This window comes from Roseovarius sp. THAF9, assembly GCF_009363715.1.
Taxonomy (GTDB): Bacteria; Pseudomonadota; Alphaproteobacteria; order Rhodobacterales; family Rhodobacteraceae; genus Roseovarius.
Genome location: NZ_CP045404.1, coordinates 2,894,089 through 2,919,038, shown reverse-complemented (window position 1 = coordinate 2,919,038; position 24,950 = coordinate 2,894,089). Strand labels below are relative to the sequence as shown.

At 63.4% G+C, this 24,950-nt stretch carries 29 protein-coding genes; 17 read left to right on the top strand and 12 right to left on the bottom strand.

Annotated elements, in window-relative coordinates; translation table 11 throughout:
- Window positions 1-45: 45 nt before the first annotated feature.
- The 3 genes from dprA to tldD all read right to left on the bottom strand — a co-directional run bounded on the left by dprA (window position 46) and on the right by tldD (window position 3,754).
- Complete coding sequence (gene dprA, locus FIU86_RS14380) at window positions 46-1,188, bottom strand: DNA-processing protein DprA (protein WP_152475712.1); 1,143 nt, start codon at window positions 1,186-1,188, stop codon at window positions 46-48.
- A 106-nt stretch (window positions 1,189-1,294) separates the two neighbouring features.
- On the bottom strand, window positions 1,295-2,116 hold the full coding sequence (locus tag FIU86_RS14375) for a class I SAM-dependent methyltransferase (protein ID WP_152475711.1): 822 nt from the start codon (window positions 2,114-2,116) through the stop codon (window positions 1,295-1,297).
- A gap of 210 nt (window positions 2,117-2,326) precedes the next feature.
- Window positions 2,327-3,754 (bottom strand): metalloprotease TldD, encoded by a 1,428-nt coding sequence (gene tldD / locus FIU86_RS14370; protein ID WP_152475710.1) that lies wholly within the window; start codon window positions 3,752-3,754, stop codon window positions 2,327-2,329.
- Between the two features lie 194 nt (window positions 3,755-3,948).
- Between tldD and coxB the strand changes: the two genes are divergently transcribed.
- The 9 genes from coxB to FIU86_RS14330 all read left to right on the top strand — a co-directional run bounded on the left by coxB (window position 3,949) and on the right by FIU86_RS14330 (window position 11,478).
- Window positions 3,949-4,848: a cytochrome c oxidase subunit II gene (gene coxB / locus FIU86_RS14365; protein ID WP_152475709.1), complete on the top strand. Its 900-nt coding sequence runs from the start codon at window positions 3,949-3,951 to the stop codon at window positions 4,846-4,848.
- 86 nt (window positions 4,849-4,934) lie between these two features.
- Window positions 4,935-5,882, top strand: a complete 948-nt coding sequence (gene cyoE, locus FIU86_RS14360) for a heme o synthase (RefSeq protein WP_152475708.1) — start codon at window positions 4,935-4,937, stop codon at window positions 5,880-5,882.
- A gap of 3 nt (window positions 5,883-5,885) precedes the next feature.
- Window positions 5,886-6,044: a hypothetical protein gene (locus tag FIU86_RS22605; protein ID WP_170067268.1), complete on the top strand. Its 159-nt coding sequence runs from the start codon at window positions 5,886-5,888 to the stop codon at window positions 6,042-6,044.
- Window positions 6,044-6,631, top strand: coding sequence for a cytochrome c oxidase assembly protein (locus FIU86_RS14355; RefSeq protein WP_152475707.1), 588 nt, complete (start codon window positions 6,044-6,046; stop codon window positions 6,629-6,631). The genes FIU86_RS22605 and FIU86_RS14355 overlap by 1 nt, the downstream gene beginning before the upstream one ends.
- Window positions 6,632-6,657: 26 nt before the next feature.
- Window positions 6,658-7,458, top strand: a complete 801-nt coding sequence (locus tag FIU86_RS14350; RefSeq protein ID WP_152475706.1) for a cytochrome c oxidase subunit 3 — start codon at window positions 6,658-6,660, stop codon at window positions 7,456-7,458.
- A gap of 102 nt (window positions 7,459-7,560) precedes the next feature.
- Window positions 7,561-8,250 carry an SURF1 family protein gene (locus FIU86_RS14345; protein ID WP_152475705.1) on the top strand — a complete coding sequence of 230 codons (690 nt, stop codon included), beginning with the start codon at window positions 7,561-7,563 and terminating at the stop codon, window positions 8,248-8,250.
- A complete protein-coding gene (gene thrC / locus FIU86_RS14340; protein ID WP_152475704.1) occupies window positions 8,247-9,635 on the top strand; it encodes a threonine synthase in 1,389 nt (462 codons plus the stop codon). Before FIU86_RS14345 ends, thrC begins: the two co-directional genes overlap by 4 nt.
- Window positions 9,632-10,894 (top strand): pitrilysin family protein, encoded by a 1,263-nt coding sequence (locus FIU86_RS14335; protein ID WP_152475703.1) that lies wholly within the window; start codon window positions 9,632-9,634, stop codon window positions 10,892-10,894. Before thrC ends, FIU86_RS14335 begins: the two co-directional genes overlap by 4 nt.
- Complete coding sequence (locus FIU86_RS14330; RefSeq protein ID WP_152475702.1) at window positions 10,894-11,478, top strand: GNAT family N-acetyltransferase; 585 nt, start codon at window positions 10,894-10,896, stop codon at window positions 11,476-11,478. Before FIU86_RS14335 ends, FIU86_RS14330 begins: the two co-directional genes overlap by 1 nt.
- Before the next feature lie 262 nt (window positions 11,479-11,740).
- On the opposite strand, the gene FIU86_RS14325 is transcribed toward FIU86_RS14330, so the two are convergent.
- A complete protein-coding gene (locus FIU86_RS14325; protein WP_152475701.1) occupies window positions 11,741-12,592 on the bottom strand; it encodes a DUF4394 domain-containing protein in 852 nt (283 codons plus the stop codon).
- 212 nt (window positions 12,593-12,804) lie between these two features.
- Here FIU86_RS14325 and FIU86_RS14320 point away from each other — a divergent pair, with 212 nt between their 5' ends.
- The 3 genes from FIU86_RS14320 (at window position 12,805) to FIU86_RS14310 (ending at window position 14,610) form a co-directional block, all read left to right on the top strand.
- On the top strand, window positions 12,805-13,401 hold the full coding sequence (locus FIU86_RS14320) for a hypothetical protein (RefSeq protein WP_152475700.1): 597 nt from the start codon (window positions 12,805-12,807) through the stop codon (window positions 13,399-13,401).
- A gap of 145 nt (window positions 13,402-13,546) precedes the next feature.
- Window positions 13,547-13,897, top strand: a complete 351-nt coding sequence (locus FIU86_RS14315) for a hypothetical protein (RefSeq protein WP_254703851.1) — start codon at window positions 13,547-13,549, stop codon at window positions 13,895-13,897.
- Entirely contained in the window at window positions 13,894-14,610 is a 717-nt protein-coding gene (locus tag FIU86_RS14310; protein WP_152475699.1) for a bifunctional 2-polyprenyl-6-hydroxyphenol methylase/3-demethylubiquinol 3-O-methyltransferase UbiG, read from the top strand. The genes FIU86_RS14315 and FIU86_RS14310 overlap by 4 nt, the downstream gene beginning before the upstream one ends.
- A gap of 67 nt (window positions 14,611-14,677) precedes the next feature.
- Here FIU86_RS14310 and FIU86_RS14305 read toward each other — a convergent pair whose 3' ends face one another.
- Entirely contained in the window at window positions 14,678-15,481 is an 804-nt protein-coding gene (locus FIU86_RS14305; protein WP_152475698.1) for an ABC transporter permease, read from the bottom strand.
- Between the two features lie 125 nt (window positions 15,482-15,606).
- Between FIU86_RS14305 and FIU86_RS14300 the strand changes: the two genes are divergently transcribed.
- Complete coding sequence (locus FIU86_RS14300) at window positions 15,607-16,194, top strand: GcrA family cell cycle regulator (RefSeq protein WP_152475697.1); 588 nt, start codon at window positions 15,607-15,609, stop codon at window positions 16,192-16,194.
- A 3-nt stretch (window positions 16,195-16,197) separates the two neighbouring features.
- Here FIU86_RS14300 and FIU86_RS14295 read toward each other — a convergent pair whose 3' ends face one another.
- Together FIU86_RS14295 and FIU86_RS14290 are read right to left on the bottom strand one after the other, a co-directional pair.
- The gene (locus FIU86_RS14295; RefSeq protein ID WP_152477169.1) at window positions 16,198-17,028 is read right to left on the bottom strand and encodes an MBL fold metallo-hydrolase; all 831 of its coding nucleotides are present in this window, start codon (window positions 17,026-17,028) and stop codon (window positions 16,198-16,200) included.
- 190 nt (window positions 17,029-17,218) lie between these two features.
- The gene (locus tag FIU86_RS14290) at window positions 17,219-17,500 is read right to left on the bottom strand and encodes an acylphosphatase (protein ID WP_152475696.1); all 282 of its coding nucleotides are present in this window, start codon (window positions 17,498-17,500) and stop codon (window positions 17,219-17,221) included.
- A 102-nt stretch (window positions 17,501-17,602) separates the two neighbouring features.
- Between FIU86_RS14290 and lepA the strand changes: the two genes are divergently transcribed.
- Window positions 17,603-19,402 carry a translation elongation factor 4 gene (lepA, locus tag FIU86_RS14285; protein WP_152475695.1) on the top strand — a complete coding sequence of 600 codons (1,800 nt, stop codon included), beginning with the start codon at window positions 17,603-17,605 and terminating at the stop codon, window positions 19,400-19,402.
- A 125-nt stretch (window positions 19,403-19,527) separates the two neighbouring features.
- Here the strand turns inward: lepA and FIU86_RS14280 are convergent, their stop codons facing one another.
- From FIU86_RS14280 to FIU86_RS22595, 3 genes are all read right to left on the bottom strand, one after another.
- Window positions 19,528-20,292: a hypothetical protein gene (locus tag FIU86_RS14280; RefSeq protein ID WP_152475694.1), complete on the bottom strand. Its 765-nt coding sequence runs from the start codon at window positions 20,290-20,292 to the stop codon at window positions 19,528-19,530.
- 33 nt (window positions 20,293-20,325) lie between these two features.
- The gene (locus FIU86_RS22600) at window positions 20,326-20,604 is read right to left on the bottom strand and encodes a hypothetical protein (protein WP_172977516.1); all 279 of its coding nucleotides are present in this window, start codon (window positions 20,602-20,604) and stop codon (window positions 20,326-20,328) included.
- A gap of 343 nt (window positions 20,605-20,947) precedes the next feature.
- Entirely contained in the window at window positions 20,948-21,121 is a 174-nt protein-coding gene (locus FIU86_RS22595) for a hypothetical protein (protein ID WP_172977515.1), read from the bottom strand.
- Between the two features lie 474 nt (window positions 21,122-21,595).
- Between FIU86_RS22595 and FIU86_RS14270 the strand changes: the two genes are divergently transcribed.
- Both FIU86_RS14270 and FIU86_RS14265 read left to right on the top strand, forming a co-directional pair.
- Complete coding sequence (locus tag FIU86_RS14270; protein WP_152475692.1) at window positions 21,596-21,817, top strand: hypothetical protein; 222 nt, start codon at window positions 21,596-21,598, stop codon at window positions 21,815-21,817.
- A gap of 277 nt (window positions 21,818-22,094) precedes the next feature.
- On the top strand, window positions 22,095-22,280 hold the full coding sequence (locus tag FIU86_RS14265) for a CTP synthetase (protein WP_152475691.1): 186 nt from the start codon (window positions 22,095-22,097) through the stop codon (window positions 22,278-22,280).
- A 44-nt stretch (window positions 22,281-22,324) separates the two neighbouring features.
- Here the strand turns inward: FIU86_RS14265 and FIU86_RS14260 are convergent, their stop codons facing one another.
- A complete protein-coding gene (locus FIU86_RS14260; protein ID WP_152475690.1) occupies window positions 22,325-23,098 on the bottom strand; it encodes an alpha/beta fold hydrolase in 774 nt (257 codons plus the stop codon).
- A 72-nt stretch (window positions 23,099-23,170) separates the two neighbouring features.
- On the opposite strand from FIU86_RS14260, the gene FIU86_RS14255 reads away from it, so the two are divergent.
- Window positions 23,171-23,545: a hypothetical protein gene (locus FIU86_RS14255; protein ID WP_152475689.1), complete on the top strand. Its 375-nt coding sequence runs from the start codon at window positions 23,171-23,173 to the stop codon at window positions 23,543-23,545.
- Window positions 23,546-23,597: 52 nt separating this feature from the next.
- Here FIU86_RS14255 and glyA read toward each other — a convergent pair whose 3' ends face one another.
- Window positions 23,598-24,905, bottom strand: a complete 1,308-nt coding sequence (gene glyA / locus FIU86_RS14250) for a serine hydroxymethyltransferase (RefSeq protein ID WP_152475688.1) — start codon at window positions 24,903-24,905, stop codon at window positions 23,598-23,600.
- Window positions 24,906-24,950 lie beyond the last annotated feature (45 nt).

Genomic DNA, 24,950 nt, shown 5'->3' with positions numbered 1-24,950 from the left:
TATTGTCAATGCGGCGCGGAACGCGTGGTCGTCGGGCGCGTCGCCTCAGTTGAGCGAGACGAGCCCGCCGGGATGGCGCCGGATCTTGCCGTCGACCTCGAGATCGGTGAGAACCGGCGACACCTGCGCGGCGGGGGCGGAGAGGTCGCGGATCAGTTGATCCTCGGCCAGCGGTGCGGGGCCGAGGCGGTTCAGGATGTCGGTATGAAGCCGGGCGGTTTCTTTCAGGCTGCGCTGTTCCGGCGGCGGGGCCAGCCGCAGTTCGGGCTGCGGTGGTGGCGCCGTGTCCGAGCGGGCGGGCAGGGCGGCGAGCACGTCTTCGGCGTTGCGCACCAGCGTGGCACCGTCGCGGATCAGCATGTTGCAGCCTGCGGCGCGGGCGTCGAACGGATGGCCCGGCACCGCCAGCACGTCGCGCCCCTGATCCAGCGCATTGCGCGCGGTGATGAGCGAGCCGGACTTGGCCGCGGCCTCGACCACGACGACGGCCTGCGCCATGCCGCTGATGATGCGGTTGCGGGCCGGAAAGTGCCGCGCCTGCGGGGTCATGCCGATGGGCTGTTCCGACAGGCGCAGGCCTGTCCGCGCGATATCCTCTGCCAGTTTTGTGTTCTCGGCGGGATACATGACGTCGACGCCACCGGCGACGACCGCGATCGTGCCGTGATCCAGCGCGGCCAGATGCGATGCCGCGTCGATTCCCCGGGCGAGGCCGGAGACAACGACATGACCCTGCTCAGAGAGCGCACCGGCCAGCGCCTTGGCCATGCGCAGACCCAGCGAAGACGCGTTGCGTGCGCCGACAAGCGCCACCATGGGGCGGTGCAGCAGGTGCGTTCCCTCTCCGGCGGCCCACAGGAAGGGCGGCGCATCGGGTATGCCTGCCAGAAAATCGGGATAGTCGGGGCTGCCCATGAAGATCAACCGCGCGCCGATGGCGGCGCCGGCTTTCAGTTCAGCCTCGGCCACGCCTACGGGGCAGGAGGAATATTTCTCGACGCCTGCGGCACGGGCGACCTCGGGCAAGGCCTCCAGCGCGGCCTGCGCGGTGCCGTGTTCGTTCATCAGCCGGTAAAATGTCGCCGGGCCGACCCGGCGAGAGCGCAACAGACGAAGCCACGACACCCGATCATCTTCCGTGGTGGGTGGGAGTGGGGGGTGAGTGGAAGGATGTGTTTCCTCGGACATCGTGACTTCGCCTAGTTGCAGGGTCAGTGATACGCGCGGTTGGTTAATAGGGAGTAAACCAAACCCCTTCCGGTTGAAGAAATTTTGCATGTAGACGGATCAAAGTTCATTCACCGGCTAGGGTACCTGTTGCCATCCAGACCCGGTGCGGCACCTCCAAGGGATCGTCTGGGAAGTCGCGCACCAGCATGGCCGCGAGGTCGGCGTCGAATCGCGCCGTTGCCTCGGCGTCGAGCGACGCGGCGACGCCGGCGCTGGCCCGGATGCGCCCACGCCAGGCGGCATGCGTGTAGGGCTGCAAGACGTCGAAGGACGCGGTTTCCAACGCGGTGAAACCGGCGTTGGCAAGACCCGTTAGCCACGCAGGATAGAGACCGGTGCCGCCCGCCCCGGCCCAGTCGGGATTGTAGTGCAGGATTAGCGCCTCGGTCGTCGCCACCACGTTGCCGGGCAGCGGCAGCCAGTCGAAATGTGCAATCACGACCCGCCCGCCGGGGCGCAGCAGGCGCGCGACCTCTGCGGCCGCGGCAGGGCGGTCGAACCAGTGCCAGCATTGACCCGCAGTAACAAGGTCTGCCGTGGCGGCGGCAAGGCCCGTCGCCTCGGCGGTCCCGTTCTTGTAGATGACCTCGACGCCTGTCGCATGGTCGAGCCTCACGGCCTCATCCAAGAGCGGCTGCGCCGGGTCTATGCCGGTGACTCGAAGCCTGCGCGTCGCCAGTCCACGCGCGACAGTGCCGGTGCCGCAGCCCAGATCGACGGCCGTCTGGCCGGGGCTGGCCCAGCCGCGCTCTGCGAGAAGGTCGAAGAAGGCAAGCGGGAAGCCGGCGCGGTGGGTCGCATAATCGGAGGCGGTGCGGCCGAAATCGACGTTTTCGCCGAAGGTGCGCAGGGCGTCGGTGTCGAGGTTCTGGGTCGGGTCTGTCATATTAGTACGTGCTTTTGAAACTTGGATCGCGCGGAATAAAGGCCGGAGGCCGCCGCGCGATCGCCAGACCGCCCCCCGAGCTGGCGATTTGGGAATGTCGGCGCTTCGATTGGAAGTCTTGCGGATGTGGCTGCCATAAAGCTCGCTAAACCACTGTTGGGCCGCCAGCCCGCGGTCTGGCGATCGCGCAGCTCCTTGCAGGCGCCTCGCTCAACTCCCCGCCTGCGAGCCGCCCACTGTCAGACCGCCGATCATCACCGTCGGCTGGCCCACACCCACGGGCACCCATTGCCCCTGCTTGCCGCAATTGCCCATGCCGGGATCAAGCGCCATGTCGTTGCCAAGCGCCCGGATCTGTTGCAGCGCCGTTGCCCCGTCGCCGATCAGCGTGGCGCCCTTCACCGGCGCGCCGATCTTGCCGTTCTTCACGCGGTAGGCCTCGGTGCAGGAAAAGACGAACTTGCCATTGGTGATGTCCACCTGCCCGCCGCCGAAGCCCACGGCATAGATGCCGTCCTTAAGGTCGGCCACGATCTCGTCCCGCGTCGCCTCGCCGCCCAGCATGTAGGTGTTCGTCATGCGCGGCATCGGCGCGTGGGCATAGCTTTGGCGGCGTCCGTTGCCGGTGGCCTCGACGCCCATCAGGCGGGCGTTCTGGCGATCCTGCATGTAGCCCACGAGGATACCGTCTTCGATCAACACGTTCTTGCCCGAGGGCGTTCCCTCGTCATCCACGGTGATGCTGCCGCGCCGGTCGGGAATGGTGCCGTCGTCCAGAACCGTTACGCCGGGTGCGGCGATGCGCTGGCCCATCAGACCGGCAAAGGCCGAACTGCCCTTGCGGTTAAAATCGCCTTCCAGCCCGTGGCCGATGGCCTCGTGCAGCAGGATGCCCGGCCAGCCGGGGCCGAGGACCACGTCCATCACGCCGGCAGGCGCCGCCTCGGCCTCGAGGTTCACCAGTGCCACGCGCAGCGCCTCGCGGGCCTTGGCCTGCCAGTCTTCGGGTGCGATCAGCCCGTCGAGCATGACGCGCCCGCCGCCGCCGACGCTGCCGGTTTCCCGGCGGCCGTCCTTTTCGACGATGACACTTATATTGAGACGAGTCATGGGCCGGGTATCGGAGACCTCGTGCCCGTCGGCCCGAAGGATCACGACCTCTTGCAGAGAGGCGGCGATGGTGGCGGTGACCTGCACCACGCGCGGGTCCATGTCGCGCAGGTAGGCGTCGATCTCGCGCAGGGTGTCGAGTTTTACCGGGAATTCATGACCGGCAATGGGGTCGGCGTCGGAATAGAGCCGCTTGTTGGTGGGCGAAGGGGCGTCGGCCATCGTCCCGCCGCCATCTCCCACGGCGAGGCGCGCGGTTTCGACGGCGCGGCCCATCGCGGCCTCTGAAATCTCGGACGAATGCGCATAGCCGGCCACCTCGCCCCGCACGGCGCGCAGGCCAAAGCCTTGGCCCGCGTCATAGGAGGCGGTCTTGACCCGGCCATCGTCGAACACGAGCGATTCCGCCCGGCGGCGCTCAAGGAAGAGCTCGCCATCATCCGCCCCGGCCACCGCTTCGCGCAGCTTGCCCAGCGCCGCCTCGCGCTCGATCTGGGTCTCGAAAGGGCGAAAAACGTCTGAAGTCATCTTGTTGCTCCTGCTCCGGGCGGTGGAAACGCCAATATTTTAACGGTTTCAAAAGCGTCCGTTTGCCGCAACGCATTTCCTTGTACGCCCCGTAAGAATATTGTTATTTACATCGCGAACAACGGGATTCCATGGCATGCGCCTTGGAACGTTCTGCTAAAGACAAAACCGAACTAACGGGATCAGGGTGCAACATGCGCAAATTCACCAGCTTTCTGGCGTCCATGATGGCCGCCGCAACGGCGCTTCCGGCGATGGCACAGGACAATCTGGAAATCATCGGCAAGCCTGAACAAGGCGCGATGGGCTTTCAACCGGCCGCCACGGAGCTGGCCCGCGACCTGCAATGGCTCGACGGCATGGTGCTGGTGATCATCACCGCGATCACCATCTTCGTCTGTGCGCTGCTGGTCTATTGCATTGTGCGCTACAACAAGAAGGCCAACCCAACACCGGCCAGCTTTACCCACAACTCGCCGATCGAGGTGGCGTGGACGGTCGTGCCGATCGTGATCCTGGTCTTTATCGCGGCGTTCTCGCTTCCGGTGCTGTTCAAGCAACAGGAAATCCCTGAGGGCGACGTCAACATCAAGGTCACCGGCTATCAGTGGTACTGGGGCTATGAATACATGGACCACGATTTCGCGTTCGACAGCTACATGATCGGCGCGCCCGCCACCGGCGGCGACAACCGCCTGACCGACGACGTCCGCGCGCAGTTGCAAGAGGCCGGCTATTCCGAGGACGAGTTCCTGCTGGCCACAGACACCGCCGTCGTCGTGCCCGTGGGCAAGACGGTCGTGATGCAGGTCACCGGCGCGGACGTGATCCACAGCTGGACCATCCCCGCCTTCGGTGTAAAGCAGGATGCCGTTCCGGGCCGGATTGCGCAGCTGTGGTTCAACGCCGAGAAGGAAGGCGTTTATTTCGGTCAATGTTCCGAATTGTGTGGCCAGGCGCATGCCTACATGCCGATCACCGTCAAGGTCGTCAGCCAGGAAGACTACGACGCGTGGCTTGAAGGCGCGATCGACGAATATGCCGGCGACCCGTCGACGCTGCCTGATCGCGTGAAACTGGCCTCCGCCGAGTAAAAGACAGCCGGGGCGCGCAGCACGCGCGCCCCATGCCATCCCCCGCAGGATGCGCCCCCGGGCGCATCCCGTGTTTCGGAGACACCATGAGCGACGCAAGTCTCAACACGACCAAGGTTCAGGGCTTCGAGGGCGAAGCCACCTTCGGCGATTTCTTCGCGCTGTTGAAGCCGCGCGTGATGACGCTGGTGGTGTTCACGGCCTTTGTCGGCCTGATCGCCGCGCCCGTGTCTGTGCACCCGGTGGTGGGTTTTGCCGCGATCCTGTTCATCGCCGTGGGCGGGGGCGCGTCGGGCGCGCTCAACATGTGGTGGGACGCCGATATAGACTCGGTGATGAAGCGCACCGCCAAACGCCCCATTCCGGCGGGCAAAGTCACGCGGGACGAGGCGTTCGCCTTCGGCATGGCGTTGTCGGGCTTCTCGGTCGTGATGCTGGGGCTGGCGACGAATCTGCTGGCGGCAGGGCTCTTGGCCTTCACCATCTTCTTCTACATTGTGATCTACACCATGTGGCTGAAACGCTGGACGCCGCAGAACATCGTGATTGGCGGCGCGGCGGGCGCCTTCCCCCCGATGATCGGCTGGGCCGCGGCCACCGGCTCGGTCTCGATCGAGGCGGTGCTGATGTTCTGCCTGACCTTCATGTGGACGCCGCCGCATTTCTGGGCCTTGGCGCTGTTCACCAAGATGGATTACGACAACGCGCAGGTGCCGATGCTGACCGTGACCCACGGCCGCCGGTCGACCCGCGTGCACATCCTGGTCTATACCGTGCTGCTGGCCGCACTGGCCATCGGGCTGGGGTTCACGAGCGTGGGCGGGCCGCTATACCTCGCAATTGCCGTGGTGCTGAACCTCAACTTCCTGAAAGGGGCCGTGGATATCTGGCGCCGGGACGAGGCCGCGTCGGAAGCCGACAAGTACCTTGCCGAGCGCAAGTTCTTCAAGGCGTCGCTGCTGTACCTTTTCGCCCATTTCGGCGCGATTGCCGCCGAGGCGCTGCTGGCGCCCTACGGTTTGGGAGGCTGGTAAACCATGTCCCTGTCGCGCCAACACGAAATGCACAAGCGCCGGTTTTCGCGCAACCTTGGCCTTGGCCTGGTACTGGCCGCTTTTGTCGCACTTGTCTTCGGGCTGACCATTGCCAAGGTCTCTGACGACGATTTCGCGGTGACGACAGAGGAGGCAAGCTGATGGCGATGGACCGGAATACCAAGACGGTGATGCGGCTGGTGGCGGTGGGCGTCACCATGGGCGCGCTGGCCTGGGCGTCGGTGCCGCTTTACGACTGGTTCTGCCGGGTCACCGGCTATGGCGGCGAGACCAACGTGGCCGATCTCGGCTCGGACGAGATCCTGGACCGGACGATCAAGGTGCGCTTCGACGCCAGCAACGAGCGCGGCTTTCCGTGGGAGTTCAAGCCGGTGCAGCGCGAGATGGAGATCCGAATCGGCGAGACCGGGCTGGCGTTCTATGAGGCTTACAACCCGACGGACAAACCTGTCGCAGGGTCGGCCAGCTACAACGTCACCCCGTTCGAGGCGGGCGGGTTCTTCACCAAGATCGATTGCTTCTGCTTCGAGCAGCAGGTGCTGCAACCGGGCGAGCGTGTGCAGATGCCGGTGACGTTTTTCGTCGATCCCGAGATTGTCGACGACCGTGATGCGAAGTACACCAAGACCATCACATTGGGTTATACGTTCTACGAGATCGACCTGCCCGAAGACGAAACGCAGGCCGCGCTCGACAAGAGCGAGACACCTGATAATACCGTGAACTGAGAGCCACCGACGAGGGACCAAGCCAGATGGCACATGAAAAAAATCACGACTACCACATTCTGAACCCCTCAATCTGGCCCCTGCTGGGCGCATTGGCCGGGTTCGTCATGCTGTTCGGCGCGGTCCTTTTCTTCCACGGCAGCGGGCCGTGGATGCTGCTGGCCGGCTTCGTGGGCGTTGCCTACGTGATGTTCGGCTGGTGGGCCGACACGATCAAGGAAAGCCATGCCGGCGATCACACGCCGGTGGTGCGGATCGGCCTGCGCTATGGCTTCATCATGTTCATCATGTCCGAGGTCATGTTCTTCGCGGCGTGGTTCTGGAGCTTCTTCAAGCACGCGATCTACCCGATGGGCGAGATGTCTCCGATCACCGATGGGGTCTGGCCGCCGGCGGGTATCGAGACGTTCGACCCCTGGCACCTGCCGCTGATTAACACGTTGATCCTGCTTTGCTCGGGCATGGCGGCGACCTGGGCGCACCACGCGCTGGTGCATGAAAACAACCGGAACGATGTTAAATGGGGCTTGACCATCGCCATCGCCCTCGGTGTGATCTTCACCGGGTTGCAGGCTTATGAATACAGCCATGCCGCCTTTGGGTTCTCGGGCAATATCTACGGCGCCAACTTCTTCATGGCGACGGGCTTTCATGGCGCGCATGTGGTGATCGGCACGATCTTCCTGTTCGTTTGCCTGATGCGGCTGATGCGGGGGCACTTTACGCCCGAAAAACACATCGGCTTCGAGGCTGCCGCCTGGTACTGGCACTTCGTCGACGTGGTGTGGCTGTTCCTGTTCGCCGCGGTCTACATCTGGGGCGGCTGAAGAATTTTCGTACGAAAATTCTCTACCTCCGGCGGGGATATTTAAAGCCAGAGGAAGATGCGGAGGGGGTGCCTTCCGCATTTTCGCGTCAGATGGGGTGTCATGCAAAGAAACCTGCTCCTTCCGCTGATCTTCGGCCTGGCCGGTGCGGCCGTGCTGGTCTGGTTGGGCGTGTGGCAAATGCAGCGGCTGGAGTGGAAGGAAGGCATCCTGTCCCGGATCGAGACGCGCATCGCCGCCGAGCCTGTGGCGCTGCCCGCAAGTTTCGATCCCGAGGCCGACAGGTACCTGCCGGTTACCGTGACCGGGCAATTCGGCGAAGGTGCGCTGCGCGTGCTGGTGAGCCGCAAGCAGGTCGGCGCGGGATACCTGGTGATCTCGCCCTTCGAGACCGAGGCGGGGCGGCGCATCCTCGTGGATCGCGGCTTTATCCGGCAAAGTGAAACGCTAGAGGCTGCGCCGGGTGATGAGGTGACCGTCACCGGCAACCTGCACTGGCCCGACGACCGCAACAGTTCGACGCCCGAAAACGATATCGAGGGCAACACGTGGTTCGCGCGGGACCTGGGCCAGATGGGCGACGTGCTGGACACCGAGCCGGTACTGTTGGTGGCGCGTGAATTGTCGCAACCAGAGGATTCCGTGACGCCCTTGCCGGTGGACACCGCGCACATTCCGAACGATCACTTGCAATACGCGATCACGTGGTTCTCGCTGGCCGCCATCTGGCTGGCGATGACCGCCTTCTATATCTTCCGCGGCCGTGGCGCCGCAAAAGGACTGGACCGATGAAATACATCTCGACCCGGGGCAACGCGCCCGTCTTGAGTTTCGAGGAAGCCATGCTGACCGGGCTGGCGCGGGACGGAGGGCTGTATCTGCCCGAGAGCATCCCGACGCTTTCGGCGGACGACATCAAGGCGCTGCACGGGGCCAGTTACGAAGAGGCGGCGTTTCGCATCATGCGGCCTTTCATCGGCGACGCCTTTACCGACGATGAGTTCCGCGAAATCATCGCGCGCACCTATGCGGGCTTCGGACACGCCGCCCGCGCGCCGCTAAAACAGCTGGATGCCGGGCACTTCCTGCTGGAACTGTTCAATGGGCCGACGCTCGCGTTCAAGGATTTCGCGATGCAGCTGATCGGCCAGCTGTTCGAGGCGTCGCTAAAGCGCTCGGGCGACCGGGTTTGCATCGTGGGCGCCACCTCGGGCGACACTGGCTCGGCCGCGATCGAGGCGTTCCGGGGGCTGGACAAGGTGGATGTGTTCATCCTCTACCCCCATGGCCGGGTCAGCGAGGTGCAGCGCCGGCAGATGACCACGCCCGCCGAGGACAACGTGCACGCCATCGCCGTCGACGGCGATTTCGACGCCTGCCAGGCGCGGGTGAAGGACATGTTCAACGATTTCCAGTTCCGCGATGCGGTCCGTCTGGCCGGCGTGAACTCGATCAACTGGGCGCGGGTGTTGGCGCAGGTGGTCTATTACTTCACCTCCGCCGTGTCGCTGGGCGCGCCGGAGCGCAAGGTGAGCTTCACCGTGCCCACGGGCAATTTCGGGGATATCTTCGCGGGCTACATCGCCAAGCGCATGGGCTTGCCCATTGACCAGCTGATCGTCGCCACCAACCAGAACGACATCCTGCATCGCTGCCTTACAACGAGCGAGTACAAGCCTGACGGCGTGATCCCCTCGATCAGCCCATCGATGGATATCCAGGTCAGCTCGAATTTCGAGCGGGCGCTCTACTATGCCTATGATCAGGATGGCGCCGCCGTGGCGCAGCTGATGGACGAGTTGAAAGCCGGCGGTTTTTCGGTCAGCCAGGGCGCGCTTGAGGCGCTGCGGGAAATCTTCGCCTCGGGCCGTTGCGCCGAGGACGAGACCCGCGCGACGATCCTGGAGACGTGGAACGCCGCCGGGGAACTTCTGTGCCCGCATTCCGCCGTCGGCGTGAAGGTGGCCGAGGAGATGCGCGACGCGGCCACGCCGATGATCACGCTGGCCACGGCGCACCCGGCGAAATTTCCGGCGGCGGTGGAAGAGGCCAGCGGCCAACATCCCCCCTTGCCGGACCGCATGGCCGACCTGTATGAGCGGTCGGAACGCGTGACGCGGGTCGAGAACGACCTTGCCGCCATCGAAACCCTCATCAAGGACCGCATCCCGAATTGACCGTCAACCTGACCACTCTCGACAACGGATTTCGCATCGTCACCGAACACATGCCGGGCCTGCAATCGGCCGCCATCGGCGTGTGGGTTCTGGCCGGGGCCCGGCACGAGGACGCCGCGCAGAACGGTATCGCGCATTTTCTCGAACACATGGCCTTCAAGGGCACCGAGCGGCGCAACGCGTTGGAGATTGCCGAGGCGATAGAGGATGTGGGCGGCTATATAAACGCCTATACCAGCCGCGAGGTGACGGCCTATTACGCCCGCGTGCTGGCCGATGACGTGCCGCTGGCGCTGGACGTGGTGGCCGATATCCTGCGCAACCCGGTTTTCGATGCGCGCGAGATCGAGGTCGAGCGCGGGGTGATCCTGCAGGAGATCGGGCAGGCGCTGGATACGCCCGACGACATCATCTTCGACTGGTTGCAGGAGCAGGCCTATCCCAACCACCCGCTGGGCCGCACGATCCTGGGCCCCGAGGACCGCGTGCGCAGCTTTTCGCGCGATGACCTGACGCGCTTCGTCGATCAGCGCTATCGCCCGGGGCAGATGATCCTGTCCGCTGCCGGTGCCGTGGATCACGATGCGCTGGTCAAGCTGGCCGAAGAGGCGTTCGGCGACATGCAGCCCTCCAACACCGTCGCGCCACCGGCGGCCAAGTTCGCCGGGGGCGAGACGCGCACCGTGCGCACGTTGGAACAGGCGCATTTCGCCATGGCGTTCGAAAGCTCGAACTACTCCAGCCCCGACATTCACACCGCGCAGATCTATGCCTCGGCGCTGGGCGGTTCGATGTCCTCGCGCCTGTTCCAGGAAATTCGCGAGCGGCGGGGGCTGTGCTATACGATCTTTGCGCAGGCCGGGGCCTATGCGGATACCGGGATGCTTACGATCTATGCCGGCACTTCGGCGGACGAGATGGAAAGCCTTGGCCGGCTGACGGTGGACGAGATGAAGCGCGCCGCCGAAGATTTCAGCCAGGCCGAGCTGGACCGCGCGCGGGCGCAGATGAAGGCCGGGTTGCTGATGGGGCTGGAAAGCCCGTCGAACCGGGCCGAACGCTCGGCGCGGATGATGCAGATCTGGGGCCGGGTGCCGGACCTTGACGAGGTGGTGGAGCGGATCGACGCGGTCACGCTTGCAGATCTCAAATCGCATGCCGAGGTGATCGCAACGCAAGCACCCGCTGCGCTGGCGCTTTACGGGCCCGTGAGCCATGCGCCGTCCTTGCAGACCTTGCAGGAAAGGCGCGCGGCCTGATGTTCCTGCCGCGCCGGAAGATCCGGATCGAGACGGAACGCCTGACCCTGCGTCAGCCCGTCCTGACCGACTTCCGCGACTGGTCAACCCTGCGCGAAAGCAGTGCCGATTTCCTGACCCCGTGGGAGCCGCAATGGGCGGCCGACCACCTGTCGCGCAAGGGCTTCGCCAACAGGGTCTACTGGTCGCAGCGGTCGATCTCGTCAGGCTCGGCGGTGCCGCTCTTCCTGTTCCGGCGCGAGGACGACGCGCTGGTGGGGGCGATCACGCTGGACAATATCCGCCGCGGCCCGGCACAGGCGGGCACGCTGGGGTACTGGACCGGCCAGCCCTATGCGCGAAAGGGCTACATGCGCGAGGCCTTGCAGGCGGTGTCGCATCACGCGTTCGAGCGGCTGGACCTGTCGCGGCTGGAGGCGGCCTGCCTGCCGGAAAACGCGCCCTCGCGGCGACTGCTGGAAAGCTGCGGGTTCAAGTATGAGGGCGTGGCGCAGAGTTACCTGCAGATTGCCGGGCGCTGGCGGACACATGTTCTTTACGCCGCGCTGCGCGGGGATCGGCGCGGGCGCACGGATGTGGGGTAGGGCGGCCAGGCTCTGATAGCCGCGCGAATGCCAGCCAAGGGGGGGCGGCCCCCCTTTCGGCGATTGCGTGCAATCGCCTTTCGGTCAGCGGGCGATCGCGCGGCGGCGCTGCTTTGCAGCGCCTCTGTCCCGCGCGGTCGCAACATTCGCCTGCTACGCACAAAAAGAGGGGCGCCCAAAGGCCCCCCTCATCACTCGTTACATCCCCAATACACTCGTTACCCAACTGGACAACAGGGATACTCGTTACGTAATCGTCGCCTTAGCGCGCCTGTGCGATGGCCAGCGCGGTGAAACCGCCCATGCCCAGATCGGCCTGCATCATCGCCTCACCCGTTTCCAGGTTGATGGTGTAGAAGCCGGCGCTGTCTGCGCCTTCCATCTGCAGGATGGCATAGGCCATGTCTTCGCCCTCGGACGGTGACATGATGTCGAACCCGCCCCAGTCGCTCAGGTCCACGGCTTCGCCGTCGACGGTGATTTCGGCGATGGTTTCCAGCGTGCCTTCGTTATTGGCCAGGCTGACCAGCGAGTCCGTCTCGGCGTCGAGCGCGTATTGAAACGTGCTGCCGGCGGTCTCGCCATTGATTGCGTTGGTATAGGCGTTGGCATAGATCACCGGGTCGGCGCTGGCATTGGCATCGCCCTCGGCATAGGCCAGATCATTGACGCGCACGACCTTGCCGGCCTTGTCCTCGGCGCTGAAATCCTTGGGGAAATAGACCAGGTTGTCTTCTTCCGACGAGACGGCGCGGACGGCGTCGATCTTGTTGTTGAAGTCGAACGCGACCTTCGAGCCGTCGGCCACCATCGCGTCTTCGTTGAACGACGCTTCGAGATCGGTCATTTCACCGCTCGCGGGGTCGATGGTGACGACCATGCCGTTCTTGAAGCCCAGCAGTTCGCCGGTGACCGGGCGCCATGCGATGGCATCCAGCGACTCGCTCAGGTCCATGGTCTGCACGTCGGTGGGCGACGTGATGTCGGCCATGGAAACAAGGGTCATGCCGTCATTGGCAAGGGCAAAGCCCATATCTGCACTGTCGCTTTGCGCGAGGGCGGCGCCCCCCAGCATAGACAGGGCGGAAACAGCGGTAATGGTACGAGTATACATGGTGTTCCTCTCTCTCTTTTTTAGCTTACGCAACCAGTCCTTTTGGCCGGCGCTTGACCAGAAACACGGATGGTGAGCGAGAGAAGTTTCAGAGCGCTCGGATTTATTTCCTCACTACACGTTCGCGGTTTCACACAGAGGTGTTGGCGGTCCTGTTGAAGCGCATGGGAAGGCTGTGTAGCCTTGGGCAACTCACAACGGAGAGCTGCATCATGTCATTCCGCGCCTTTATGACTGCCACGCTGGCCGTGTTCAGCCTGTCAGGCCACGCCATGGCCGCGCCCGATACCGTGCCGTTGACCGGCGATATCACGTTGGGCGGCGGCGATTTCAGCACCGGCGGCGGGATCACCGTGGCGGTCGAGCCGCGCCGTGCCATCGACGGGCAGCTGGCGCTCTGCGGCGTCTGGGCGCAAAGCGAGCGGCTGACAGCCTATGTGCGCCCGCATGTGCGCGACCTTCTGGCACCCGGATCGCTGGCCGTGGATGGGGAGGTGGTGCTGCACGATCTCAGGGTGTTCAACGAGGTTGCGCCTGCCGAGAGCTATGTCGGCGCCCCGGCCACCTGCATGGGCACGGGCCTGCCGTATCGAGCCGCGGCCAGCGTTGAAATCCGCATTCCGCGCCGTGCGGTGGTGCGCGAGCGCGACAGCGACGGCACCGGAGCCGAGATCTGGTTCATGCCGGCGACGGGCGAGAACCTCGCGCTGACCTCCGGCTCTATTCTGCCGGCACGCTGGACGCGCTTTACCTCGCCCGGCAATCAGTACGACACCACGCGCCCCGAAGAGAACCCGTCGCAGGACTGAGCGTCGCGACCCGCGTCATCCCGATTGAAAAACCCTGGGCGATGGGGCAATATCACCCGTATTGAAGGTTAACGAAACGGTGCGGCCAAGACGGGGCAAACCCGCGATCCCGCCGCCACCTCGAGGACAGAGCAGGACAGTCCTGATGAAAAAGCTATTGATGACGTTCGTGGCCGTCGGCCTTGCCGGTTGTGGCCAGCCAGACCGCTTCGACGGGCGCAGCGGATCGGTCAGTCGGGCCGCGCCGATGGCGTCGGGCCCCATTTCCAACGCTTGCATTGCGTCGGACCGCAAGTCGCGGTCGCGCGCGCTCTGCGGCTGTATCCAGGCAGCGGCGGACCAGACGCTGAACCCGTCCGACCAGCGCCGCGCGGCGGCGTTCTATCGCGACCCGCACAAGGCCCAGGAAATTCGCCAGTCGGACCGGAGCCGGGATGAAAGCTTCTGGAAAGCCTATCGCGCCTATGGCGAACGCGCCGAGCGGCTGTGCCGATGAGCGGGTTGTTCGACTTTCTGACCGAACTTCCCCCCTATGACGACAACGCGACCACGATCTATCGGCTGAACCAGCGGCACAAGCTGATCATCGACCCGTTTCTACCGCAGATAGAAGGCGCCCGCGTTCTGGACATCGCCGCCCATGACGGGCGGTGGTCCTACGCGCTGGCGGCCGCCGGCGCGTCCGAGGTCGTGGGGGTCGAGGCCCGGCCCGAGCTGGTGGCGCGGTTCGATGCTTTCCCGGACACGGAGTTCACACCGCGCGTGCGGCTGACCTGCGGCGATCTTTTCGCCGATCTCGAAGCGCGGGGCGCGGCGGGCGAACGGTTCGACGTGGTGGCGCTTTACGGCATCTTCTACCACGTGATGGATCACTTCCGCCTGCTGTCACTCATCCGGGCGTTGCAGCCCGAACTGGTGATCATCGACAGCGAGTTCATCGTGCTAGACAACGCCATGATCCAGGTTCTGAAGGAAGAAGTGTCCAACCAGCTTAACGCGGTGACCGAGGTCGAGGGGCGCAGCCACACTGTTGTTGGCGTGCCGTCACGCAAGGCCACCGACTTCATGGCCGAGGCGTTGAATTACGAGGCCACATGGATCAACCACGACCTTATTCTGGGCGAGGACCGGCGCGGGATGCACGACTATTTCCGCGACGGGCGCAAGGTGCGTCATGTCTGCGCGCTGAGCCCGGCGGAGCAGGGCTGACCGGCACCGCGGGGCGCGCGAAAATGCGCATTTTTGCCGCCATTCTCTGCGCAGAAGATGGGCTCGCTCACGCCTTCAGCCGATAGCCCTTGCGGAACAGCGCCCAGGCCAGCAGAGACACCGCCACTGTCGAGCCCAGCACGATCGCCGCGCCCAGCGACACGCTGCTGTCCGAGACGCCGATCATGCCATAGCGCCCGCCGTCCATCAGGTAGAAGACGGGGTTCACGTGGCTGATCGTGTAGAGCGCACCGGGCAGCGCCTCGACCGAGTAGAACGTGCCCGACAGGAACGCGAGCGGCGTGACGATGAAGTTGGTGATCGCGGCCATCTGGTCGAATTTCTGTGCGAAGATGCCCGCGACCATGCCAAGCGCGCCCAGAAACGCCGCGCCCAGCGTCACGAAGCCCAGCCAGATCAACGGATGCGCCGGCACGATCCCCAAAAACAGCGCCAGCCCCACGGCGATGGCCAGCGCCACCAGCACGCCCCGCGCCACGGCCCCTGCGAGGTAGCCCAGTACCAACTCGGCCGGCGACAGGGGCGGCATAAGCGTATCGACGATATTGCCCTGCACCTTTGAAATCACGATGGACGAGGACGTGTTGGCGAAACTGTTCTGGATCACCGTCATCATCAGGATGCCGGGCGCGATGAAGGTGGTGAAATCCACGCCCATCACGTCGCCCCGTCGCTCTCCGATGGCGATGGAAAAGATTACCATGAAAAGCCCCGCCGTCGCCAGCGGCGCCATCAGCGTCTGCGTCCAGACGGCCAGAAAGCGCTGTGTTTCGCGCTTGGCCAGCGTGGCCAGCCCAAGCCAGTTGACCCGCCCGAAGCGGCGGCTGCCCATTTCGTGGAATTCCTGCATCTCTGCCTCGATTGTCGTCTCGCGGTGCCTTGTAACTCAACGCCCAGTGATTAGAATAGGGCAACTGGAAAAAAGACCACGCCCTCGGTGCACCGGCGGCGTGTTGAACCAATGAAAGGTGGCTCATGTCCTGGAGTGACGAGCGCGTCGAACTGCTGAAGAAGATGTGGAGCGAGGGCCAGTCGGCCAGCCAGATCGCCAAGGAACTGGGTGGCGTGACCCGCAACGCGGTGATCGGCAAGGTGCACCGCCTTGGCCTGTCGAACCGCAGCGGATCGGGCAACGGGGCTGCGGCCTCGGAAAGCACGGCCAAGCCCAAACCCGCGCCCAAGGCCAAGCCCGCTCCCAAAGCCAAGCCTGCTGCGCCGAAGCCCGAGGCGAAGCAGCCCGAGCCCAAGGAAGAGCCGGCGCCCACAGCCGCGGCGAGCCGCGTCAAGGCGATCATCCCCGCGGGCCAACCCTTGCCGCCGCAGCCGTCTGCGAACGAGATCGACCCCGAGGCGTTGGCCAAGGTCAGCGAGATCGAGAAGAAGGCGAAGAAGCTGTCGCTTATGGAATTGACCGAGCGGACCTGCAAGTGGCCCGTGGGCGACCCGGCGACGTCGGATTTCTGGTTCTGCGGTCTGCCGGTGAAATCCGGCAAGCCCTATTGCGAGGCCCATGTCGGCGTCGCGTTCCAGCCCATGAGCTCGCGCCGCGACCGCAAACGGTAGGGCTCAGTCCGGCTCGCGCAGCCACCGGGGCCGCAGCACCATGACGGTGGGCTGGCCCGGAAGCGTATCGAGCGACACGGTCAGTGCACTGTTCTCGGTGCGCACGACGGCGAATTCCTCTTCCATCGCTGCCAGAAACGCCTGAAGCGTGCCGTCGCCGAACCAGTGCATCGGAATGACGATGGACGACCGCAGGCGTTTGACCGTCTCGATCATCCGCGGCAGGGGCAGCGTGTAGCCCCCGTCGACCGGCGCCAGCAACACATCGACCCGGCCCAGGGCCGCGAATTGCTCGTCCGTTGGCATGTGGTGCAGGTGACCCAGATGGCCGATGCACAACCCCGCCGTCTCGAAGACGAAGATCGAGTTGCCCTCGGGCTCCGCCGGCGCGCCATAGCGCGAGCGAATATCGGTCGAGACATTGCGGATCACCATGTCGCCCAGATCGACATAATGATCGATCCCTTCGCCATGCTCTTCCCCCCAGCCGGGCAGGACGTTGGGGATGCCGGGATCGGGGAAGGGCGTCCAGTGGGTTTCGTGCGCGTGGTTCATCGTCACGACATCGGGCAGGAAATCCACGTTGCCGATAAAGCCGGTGAAATCGGTGACCGCGCTGGTTCCGTTATGGGCCTGGATCAGGAATGACGCGTGGGCGATGTAATGAATGCGCACCCTGTCCTGCGGCACCGGATCCCGAAAACTGGCCTTTTGAATATATTCGAGCCCCGGTGCGGATTGCGCGATGGACAGGCAATGGCTGGGCTTGCGCTCGGCCTCCTGCGCCACGGCAGGGGTGGTGAGAGCGGCGAGCAAAAGGGCGAGACGGACCATCGGCAGTACCTCCTGCCGAGAAGTGTAGCGCATGGCGCGCGAAAGTCAGCTTTGCGCCAGCGCGGCGGTAACGCCGAGCCGCGCGATGCCTGTTTCAGAAGCATATAGATGGCGCGTTGTCCGTGGCGGCGTGCCCACGAGCAGGAGATCCCGGATCAAGTCCGGGATGACGTCGCGCCAAGTACGCCCCTCATCGCAGGATCTCGAACCCGTCCTGCTCCGGCGCCTCGGCGGGTTCCGGCTCCACCCGCGCGACCTTGGCCGCCGGTGGGCCTTTTTCCATCGCGCGCAGCATATCTGCCACTGCCTCTTCCGGCCCCGTCAGAGCGGCCCGGACCGACCCATCGGCCTCGTTGCGGACCCAGCCGCGCAGACCGCGCGACTTCGCCTCTTCCTGCGTCCAGGCGCGGTAGTTCACGCCCTGCACCTTGCCGGTCACCAGAACGCCGGTCAGTGTCGTTTCGTTATGCATGGTCGCCTCCTGTTCTGGGAAATGACATAGGGCGTTTCGCGCTCATGTCCCGCGTGCTCAAGCCACCTTGACCACCCCCCAAATCCCCTACATACCAACCGCATGACACCGCTTTCGCATATCCGCAATTTCTCCATCGTGGCGCATATCGACCACGGCAAATCGACGCTGGCCGACAGGCTGATCCAGGCCACCGATACGGTGCCCGACCGGGACATGAAGGAACAGCTTCTGGACGCGATGGATATCGAGCGCGAGCGCGGCATCACCATCAAGGCCAACACCGTGCGCATCGAGTATACCGCGCTCGATGGCGAGGATTACGTGCTGAACCTGATCGACACGCCCGGCCACGTCGATTTCGCCTACGAGGTCTCGCGCTCCATGCGGGCGGTCGAGGGCTCGCTGCTGGTCGTGGATTCCACCCAAGGGGTCGAGGCGCAGACCCTGGCCAATGTCTACCAGGCGATCGACGCCGATCACGAGATCGTCCCCGTTTTCAACAAGATCGACCTGCCGGCCTCGGATATCAGCCGCGTGGCCGAGCAGGTCGAGGACGTGATCGGCATCGACGCCTCGGGCGCGATCCCGGTGTCGGCCAAGACGGGCGAGGGCATCCGCGAGGTGCTGGAAGCCATCGTCACCCTGCTGCCGCCGCCCACGGGCACCCGTGACGCGCCGCTGAAGGCGATGTTGGTGGACAGCAAGTACGACCAGTACCTGGGCGTGATCTGTATCATACGGATCATCGACGGTGTCCTGAAGAAGGGCGACCGCATCCGCATGATGAAGACCGGCGGCACCTATGACGTGGACGATATCGGCGTCTACCGCCCGTCGATGAAGGCGGTCAAGGAGCTGGGGCCGGGCGAGATCGGCTATCTCAACGCTTCCATCAAGCAGGTGCGCGACACCCGCGTGGGTGACACGATCACGCTGGAGAAGAACCAGACGCCCGAGCCCTTGCCCGGCTTCAACCCGTCACAGCCGGTGGTCTTCTGCGGGCTTTTCCCCGTGGATTCGGCGGAGTTCGAGGATTTGCGCGATGCCATCGAGAAACTGGCGCTCAACGACGCGTCGTTCAGCTACGAGATGGAAAGCTCCACCGCGCTGGGCTTCGGGTTCCGCTGCGGGTTCCTGGGGCTTTTGCACCTAGAGGTCGTCCGCGACCGGATTGAGCGGGAATACGATATCGAGCTCATTACCACGGCGCCCTCGGTGATCTACCACGTCTATATGAAGGACGGCACGCAGATCGACCTGCACAACCCCGCCGACATGCCCGACCCGTCGGTCGTGGCCCATGTGGAGGAGCCGCGCATCAAGGCGACGATCCTGGTGCCCGACGAGTTTCTGGGCGACGTGCTGAAGCTCTGCCAGGACCGGCGGGGCATCCAGCTTGACCTGACCTATGCCGGCAGCCGTGCGATGGCGGTCTATGACCTTCCGCTGAACGAGGTGGTGTTCGACTTCTACGACCGGCTGAAATCCGTGACGCGGGGCTATGCCTCTTTCGATTATCAGCTTGAAGGCTACCGCGAGGACAACCTGGTGAAGATGTCCGTGTTGGTGAATGACGAGCCTGTCGACGCGCTGTCGATGATGGTCCACCGCGACAGGGCCGAGATGCGCGGGCGGGCGATGTGCGAAAAGCTGAAGGACCTGATCCCGCGCCACATGTTCAAGATCCCGATCCAGGCGGCCATCGGCGGCAAGGTGATCGCGCGAGAAACTTTGTCGGCCCTGCGCAAGGACGTGACGGCGAAGTGCTATGGCGGCGACGCCAGCCGGAAACGCAAGCTGCTGGACAAGCAGAAGGCGGGCAAGAAGAAGATGCGCCAGTTCGGGAAGGTGGATATCCCGCAGGAGGCGTTCATTAGCGCATTAAAAATGGACAGCTGAGGCTGACCGTTTTTGATGCGAGTGTGCGGAAGCGATTGGCGCAGCCAATTGCGTGCCCACCCCGGTGAAAAGATAAAATAAAGCGCTGAAGATGGATAATTGAATGTCTGCCTTCGCGGTCAACCTCACTCGCTCACACCCTGCCCGGCGCTTTGTTCGCTCTTGAACGCGTTGATCTGAAACTCTTCTTTCCAGCGTTCATGTTCGAGCAGCCGGCGATTGTGGCGGGTGCGCGAGGCGCTTTCGGCGAGCGTCAATCCGTAATCCTTGGAAATGTTCATGCAATAGGACATGTATTCGAGCACCGAGAATTGCGAGCTGCCTTGCTCCTGCGCCGAGACCTGCAGCACGTCTTCGCCGTTTGAACTGGTGTAGTACTCGCCCATCTTCGTGCTAGCGTTGATGCATAGCTCCAGCGGCACGATGAAGTTCAGCGTCAGCAGCAGGTCCGTCATCTGTTCTTCGTAGAAATCCTCGTCCACCGCGCTGTTCATCCGCGCTTCGCACAGCCTGAACATGCCGTCCCGGATGGCCTGGATTCCTTGCGTCCGGCGAAACAGGGCCTGGGTCCGCGGATCGGTCAGGATGCCTATGCCCGCATCGCCGTTGTTCTGGCCGGATTTGAATGCGACGTCCGCAACGAGGCTGGTCGCGATGGTCGATGCCGCGTCCGGCGACGGCTCGGCGCACATGAAGCCGTCCTTGACGATGATCGACCTTTTGGAGCCGTCCACGGTCAGTGTGTTGGCTTGTTCCAGATCGTGTTCGATAACCTTGTACGAGGTGTGAAACTGCAGGAAGTATGGCAGGAAGTAGGTCGCACCAATGCACATGAAAAGGACGAGCAGCCAGGTTAACGTGTTGAATTTGAAATTTTCTTTTGAAAACATGGTCGGGCCTTTCGTAATACGGATGTGTATCGATCAAGGGCTTTTCAGTTTCTCGATAGCTTCGAATTTACGTTCTTCATGTCCCTTCTTGATCTGGTCCGAGAACAGGTCGTCGGAATTCATGTCGTAGAAATCGTCCACAGACTGCAGGGGGCGCATGACTTCGAGGCTCTGCTTAGCAGGGTCGTCCTTGCGCTTGCGCCACTTCTGGTAGGCTTCGACTTTCTCAAGACAGGCCGCATCGCACTCTTGCGAGGCTGCGACTTGTGGGAAATGGAGAGCGGTAATCAAACAAATCAAAACAATACGCATTAGAAACCTCGCTTGAAAAGGAAGTTCGTCTTGCAAAGACAATTTATAGGTGAAAACGCGGGAAATTTCAATCTTTAACGGCGTTGGCCGGAGAAACCGCCTCGGAAGTGACGGCGCACGATGTGCGGGTGAGCGTCGCTTTGCTCGCCTGAAAGCACAAATCGCACCATCCGGCGCGCTCTGCATGTTTTGAAGTTATCGGACGAACCCGGCCGTCCGATCTGAATGCTTAACCCCGCGGCGCGGCTCTCATCGCGGCCCGCACTTCCTTCGCCAGCGCGATCGGGTTGTCCACCAGCCGCGGATCGCGGCAGATGTAGTTGGCGATACTGGTCGCCTCCTGCTAGCTGTAGCCCGCCTGAACCAGCGAGTTGACGAAGTTCGGGTTCGCCTTGTCCCAGATCACTTCGTTCCACGGTCCACGATAGCAGCTGACGAGGATGTAAGTATCGGCCTTTGCAGTATCGGCCATAACGAGAAAGGCCGCGGCAGCGGCGCATAAAGTTGTTTTAAGCATGGGTCCCCACCAAGGTGATGAATACTCCGACGATACCACGTGAGTCGCGCTCATCTGAGTCAATTTTAGTAAAGAGGTTAATTTGCAACTGCAGAATCTGGGCCGCCGCGCCCGCTCTCGTCAGAATTGCGGTTATCCCGACTTAAAGGGGCCGGAACATTTGACTTTCTGTACTTATCCACCGGAAATCCACCGGCGATATCAACAGGTTATCCCCAAGAAATTTCGATGCCGCAGTGCTTTTTTCTTGCCCGACGGTAGTTTCAGGTGTGTCATTCCAATGACTGCAGCGGGTCACAGATCCGACGCAGCGCCGCAAAGGCCCCTCGGGACCGGCGCGGGCGGAACCGGGGGCCGCAAGACCTTAACGACCGCTCAAGTCAGTTCAGGCCGATGCTCGGGGATGCCGCGCCTTTCGAGGCAAGGTTGACCTGCGTATCGCCGGGTCGATGCAAACGAACGCGGGCCTGTCCCGTGTTCGCGGCCAAGGTGCTTTCGGGCGCCAAGGCGGCCATGTCCGGCGACGGATGTGGAACGATGTCGTTGCCCTCGGGTGACGAGATCGCCAAGGGCCTCTTCGAGGCCGGCGGCAAAGCTGGGCCGGATGCCCCTTGGGGTGGTCAGTTCGGCAAAGGCGTCAGGGTGCGGGGTGACCCCCGCGATGCAAAGACCGCGTCTGAGCACCTGGCGCCTTAACTTCTTCCGATGCGCCGGATGGCAGTAGGTCGGAACGCGAACGGGGTCCGTGGCCAATGGCCGCCGGACCCCGCTGTCAGTGATGCTACCGCGTCTAACACCTGTGCCATTGCGATATAGCGCGCTGTGCCATCGGTCAACCAGGTCTGGTGGCGGGGATGGCAGATTTCACCATATCTTCGTAATTCGGCCACAGGGCATGTGACCCAGATCAAGGCGCGTGGGCGCGCGGGGCGCTATGCAGGGCACGCGCAACATTTCCACTCGGAGACACACCATGATCTGGTTGATGGTTATCTTGCATGTTTTTATCGGATCCACCCTGGCAGGCTCGTTCGTCATCGCCGCCCTGGCCATGGGCTATGACACGCTGACGCCGATCCTTGTCACCGCCACGGCGGGGTTCGTAGTGGCTTTCCCGGTGTCGTGGATCGTGGCGAAACAGCTGTATCAGGCCCGCTGACGCCGGGGATTTCGCACCGACGCGATGCCACCCGGATACCGACGCTATACCGACGCGGTATTTTCCAGCCATCCCCGCACGGCGGATTCAAACTCGCGCGGCCGCTCGGCATGCAGCCAGTGGCCCGCGTCCTTGATCTTGATGAAGGTCGCGTCGGGGAACAGGTCCTTGATATGGGCGCGATACTCTCGCGCGACGTAGTCGGAATTCGCACCGGACAGAAACAGCGTCTTGCCGTCGAACCGGTTGTCCAAGTCGGGAAAGCTGAGGATTTTCGGCATCTCCGCCTCGAGCGTGTCGAGGTTGAGGCGCCATTTTTTCTCTTTCACGTCAAGCGATTGCGTGAAGAAGGGAATGAGCGCCGGGTCATCGACGACGCCTTTCAACTGCGCCTCGGCGTCTGATCGCTTGGTGATCGCCGACAGATCCACGCGGCGCATCGCGTCGATATACTGCGCCTGGCTGTGGCCATAGCTGACGGGCGCGATGTCGGCCACGATCAGCCGGTGCACAAGGTCGGGCCGGGTCAACGCCAGCACCATCGCCGCCTTGCCGCCCATGGAATGGCCGAGCACGTCGATCGGACCGTCAGCTTCGGCCTCGATCACCTCGGCGAGGTCAGCGGCCATGTCCTCGTAAGAATGCTCGGAAAACCAAGGGCTTGTGCCATGATTGCGCATGTCGACGGCCATGACCGCGCCCCTGTCGGACAGTCGTTTGGCGATGACGCCCCAATTGCGGCCCGAACCATAAAGGCCGTGGGCGATAAGAAGCGGCGGTGCATCGCCGTCCGAGGCGTGGTGAATGACGTTCAGCATGGCACAAGCCAATACACGCCATTGCCCCCGCAATCAATTGCGCCTAGTGTGCGCCGCCGAGGAGTGGCTTAAGTGATTGATCGCAAACAATTTGGCACACGGCGCGAGGCGCTTGAAAAGCAGCTTCACGAAAAGCTGGGGCTTCGTGGCAAGACCCTTGGCACGCGGCTGCGCCGCGCCGGGCGGCTGTTGCCCAAGCGGCTTCGGGACGAAGGCCGGTACCTGGTGGAAGCAGAGCGGAAATTGGCGCATCCGCGCTTGGCCACCCAGGTGGATGAGGCGCGTGTAGAGAAGGCGTTCGAGGCTTTGGAGACCCACCTGAAATCCATCGACGCGGCGGACCGGCGGCGCAGCCGGCTGATCCACTGGCTGGCCGGTTTGGTATTCAACCTATTGATTCTGGCCGCAGTTGTACTGATCGCGCTGCGCTGGCAGGGCGTCATATAAGAACCCGCGCAAGCAAAGGCTTACGCGGGTTCCAGGATCGGTCAGGCCGAGATCAGAGGTTCGGGTAAAGCGGGAAGCGAGCGCAAAGGTCCGCGACCTCGGTTTTCACTTTCGCCTCGGCATCGCCGTTGCCGTCCTCACCATTGGCTGCAAGCCCGTCGACCACCTCGACGATCCAGTCGGCGATCTGGCGGAATTCCTCCTCGCCGAAACCACGGGTCGTTCCGGCGGGCGAGCCGAGACGGATGCCGCTGGTGACGGTGGGTTTCTCGGGGTCGAAGGGCACGCCGTTCTTGTTGCAGGTGATGTGGGCACGGCCCAGCGACTTCTCTGTCGCGTTGCCTTTGACGCCCTTGGGCCGCAGGTCGACCAGCAGGACGTGGGTGTCGGTGCCGTGGGTCACGGTATCCAGCCCGCCCTTGATCAGTTGGTCGCTCATCGCCTGCGCGTTGGTGATGACCTGCTGGATATAGGACTTGAACTCGGGCCGCAGTGCTTCGCCAAAGGCGACGGCCTTCGCGGCGATCACATGCATCAGCGGCCCGCCCTGGATGCCGGGGAAGATGGCCGAGTTGAACTTCTTCGCCAGCGCCTCGTCATTTGTGAGGATCATGCCGCCACGCGGGCCCCGCAGGGTTTTGTGCGTGGTCGTGGTTGCGACATGCGCGTGCGGGAAGGGCGAGGGGTGCAGACCCGCAGCCACTAGACCCGCAAAGTGGGCCATATCCACGTGCAGATAGGCGCCAACCATGTCGGCAATCTCGCGCATGCGGGCGAAGTCGATCTGGCGCGGCACGGCGGAGCCGCCGGCGATCAGCAGCTTGGGCTGATGTTCCTTCGCAAGCGCCTCGACCTGGTCGTAGTCGATCAGGTTGTCTTCCTTGCGGACGCCGTATTGCACGGCGTTAAACCATTTGCCCGATTGGTTGGGGGCGGCGCCGTGGGTCAGGTGGCCGCCTGCGTCGAGGCTCATGCCCAGGATCGTGTCGCCTGGTTGCAGCAGGGCGGTAAACACACCTTGGTTGGCCTGGCTGCCCGAATTGGGCTGCACGTTGGCAAAACCGCAGTCGAAGAGTTTGCACGCACGCTCGATGGCCAGATTCTCGGCAATGTCGACGAACTGGCAGCCGCCATAGTAACGCCGGCCGGCATAGCCTTCGGCGTATTTGTTGGTCATCACGCTGCCTTGCGCTTCCATCACGGCGGCAGAGACGATGTTTTCCGAAGCGATCAGCTCGATCTCGTCGCGCTGGCGGCCGAGTTCCTTTTGGATAGCTTCGGCGATATCGGGGTCGCGAGACGTAAGCGATTCCGTGAAAAAGCCTTCTGAAACAAATTCTTGATTTCCGTCGTGCGCCATTGTTGATGTCCTCCACATTGCGAGCCAAGCGATTTCGTATCGGAA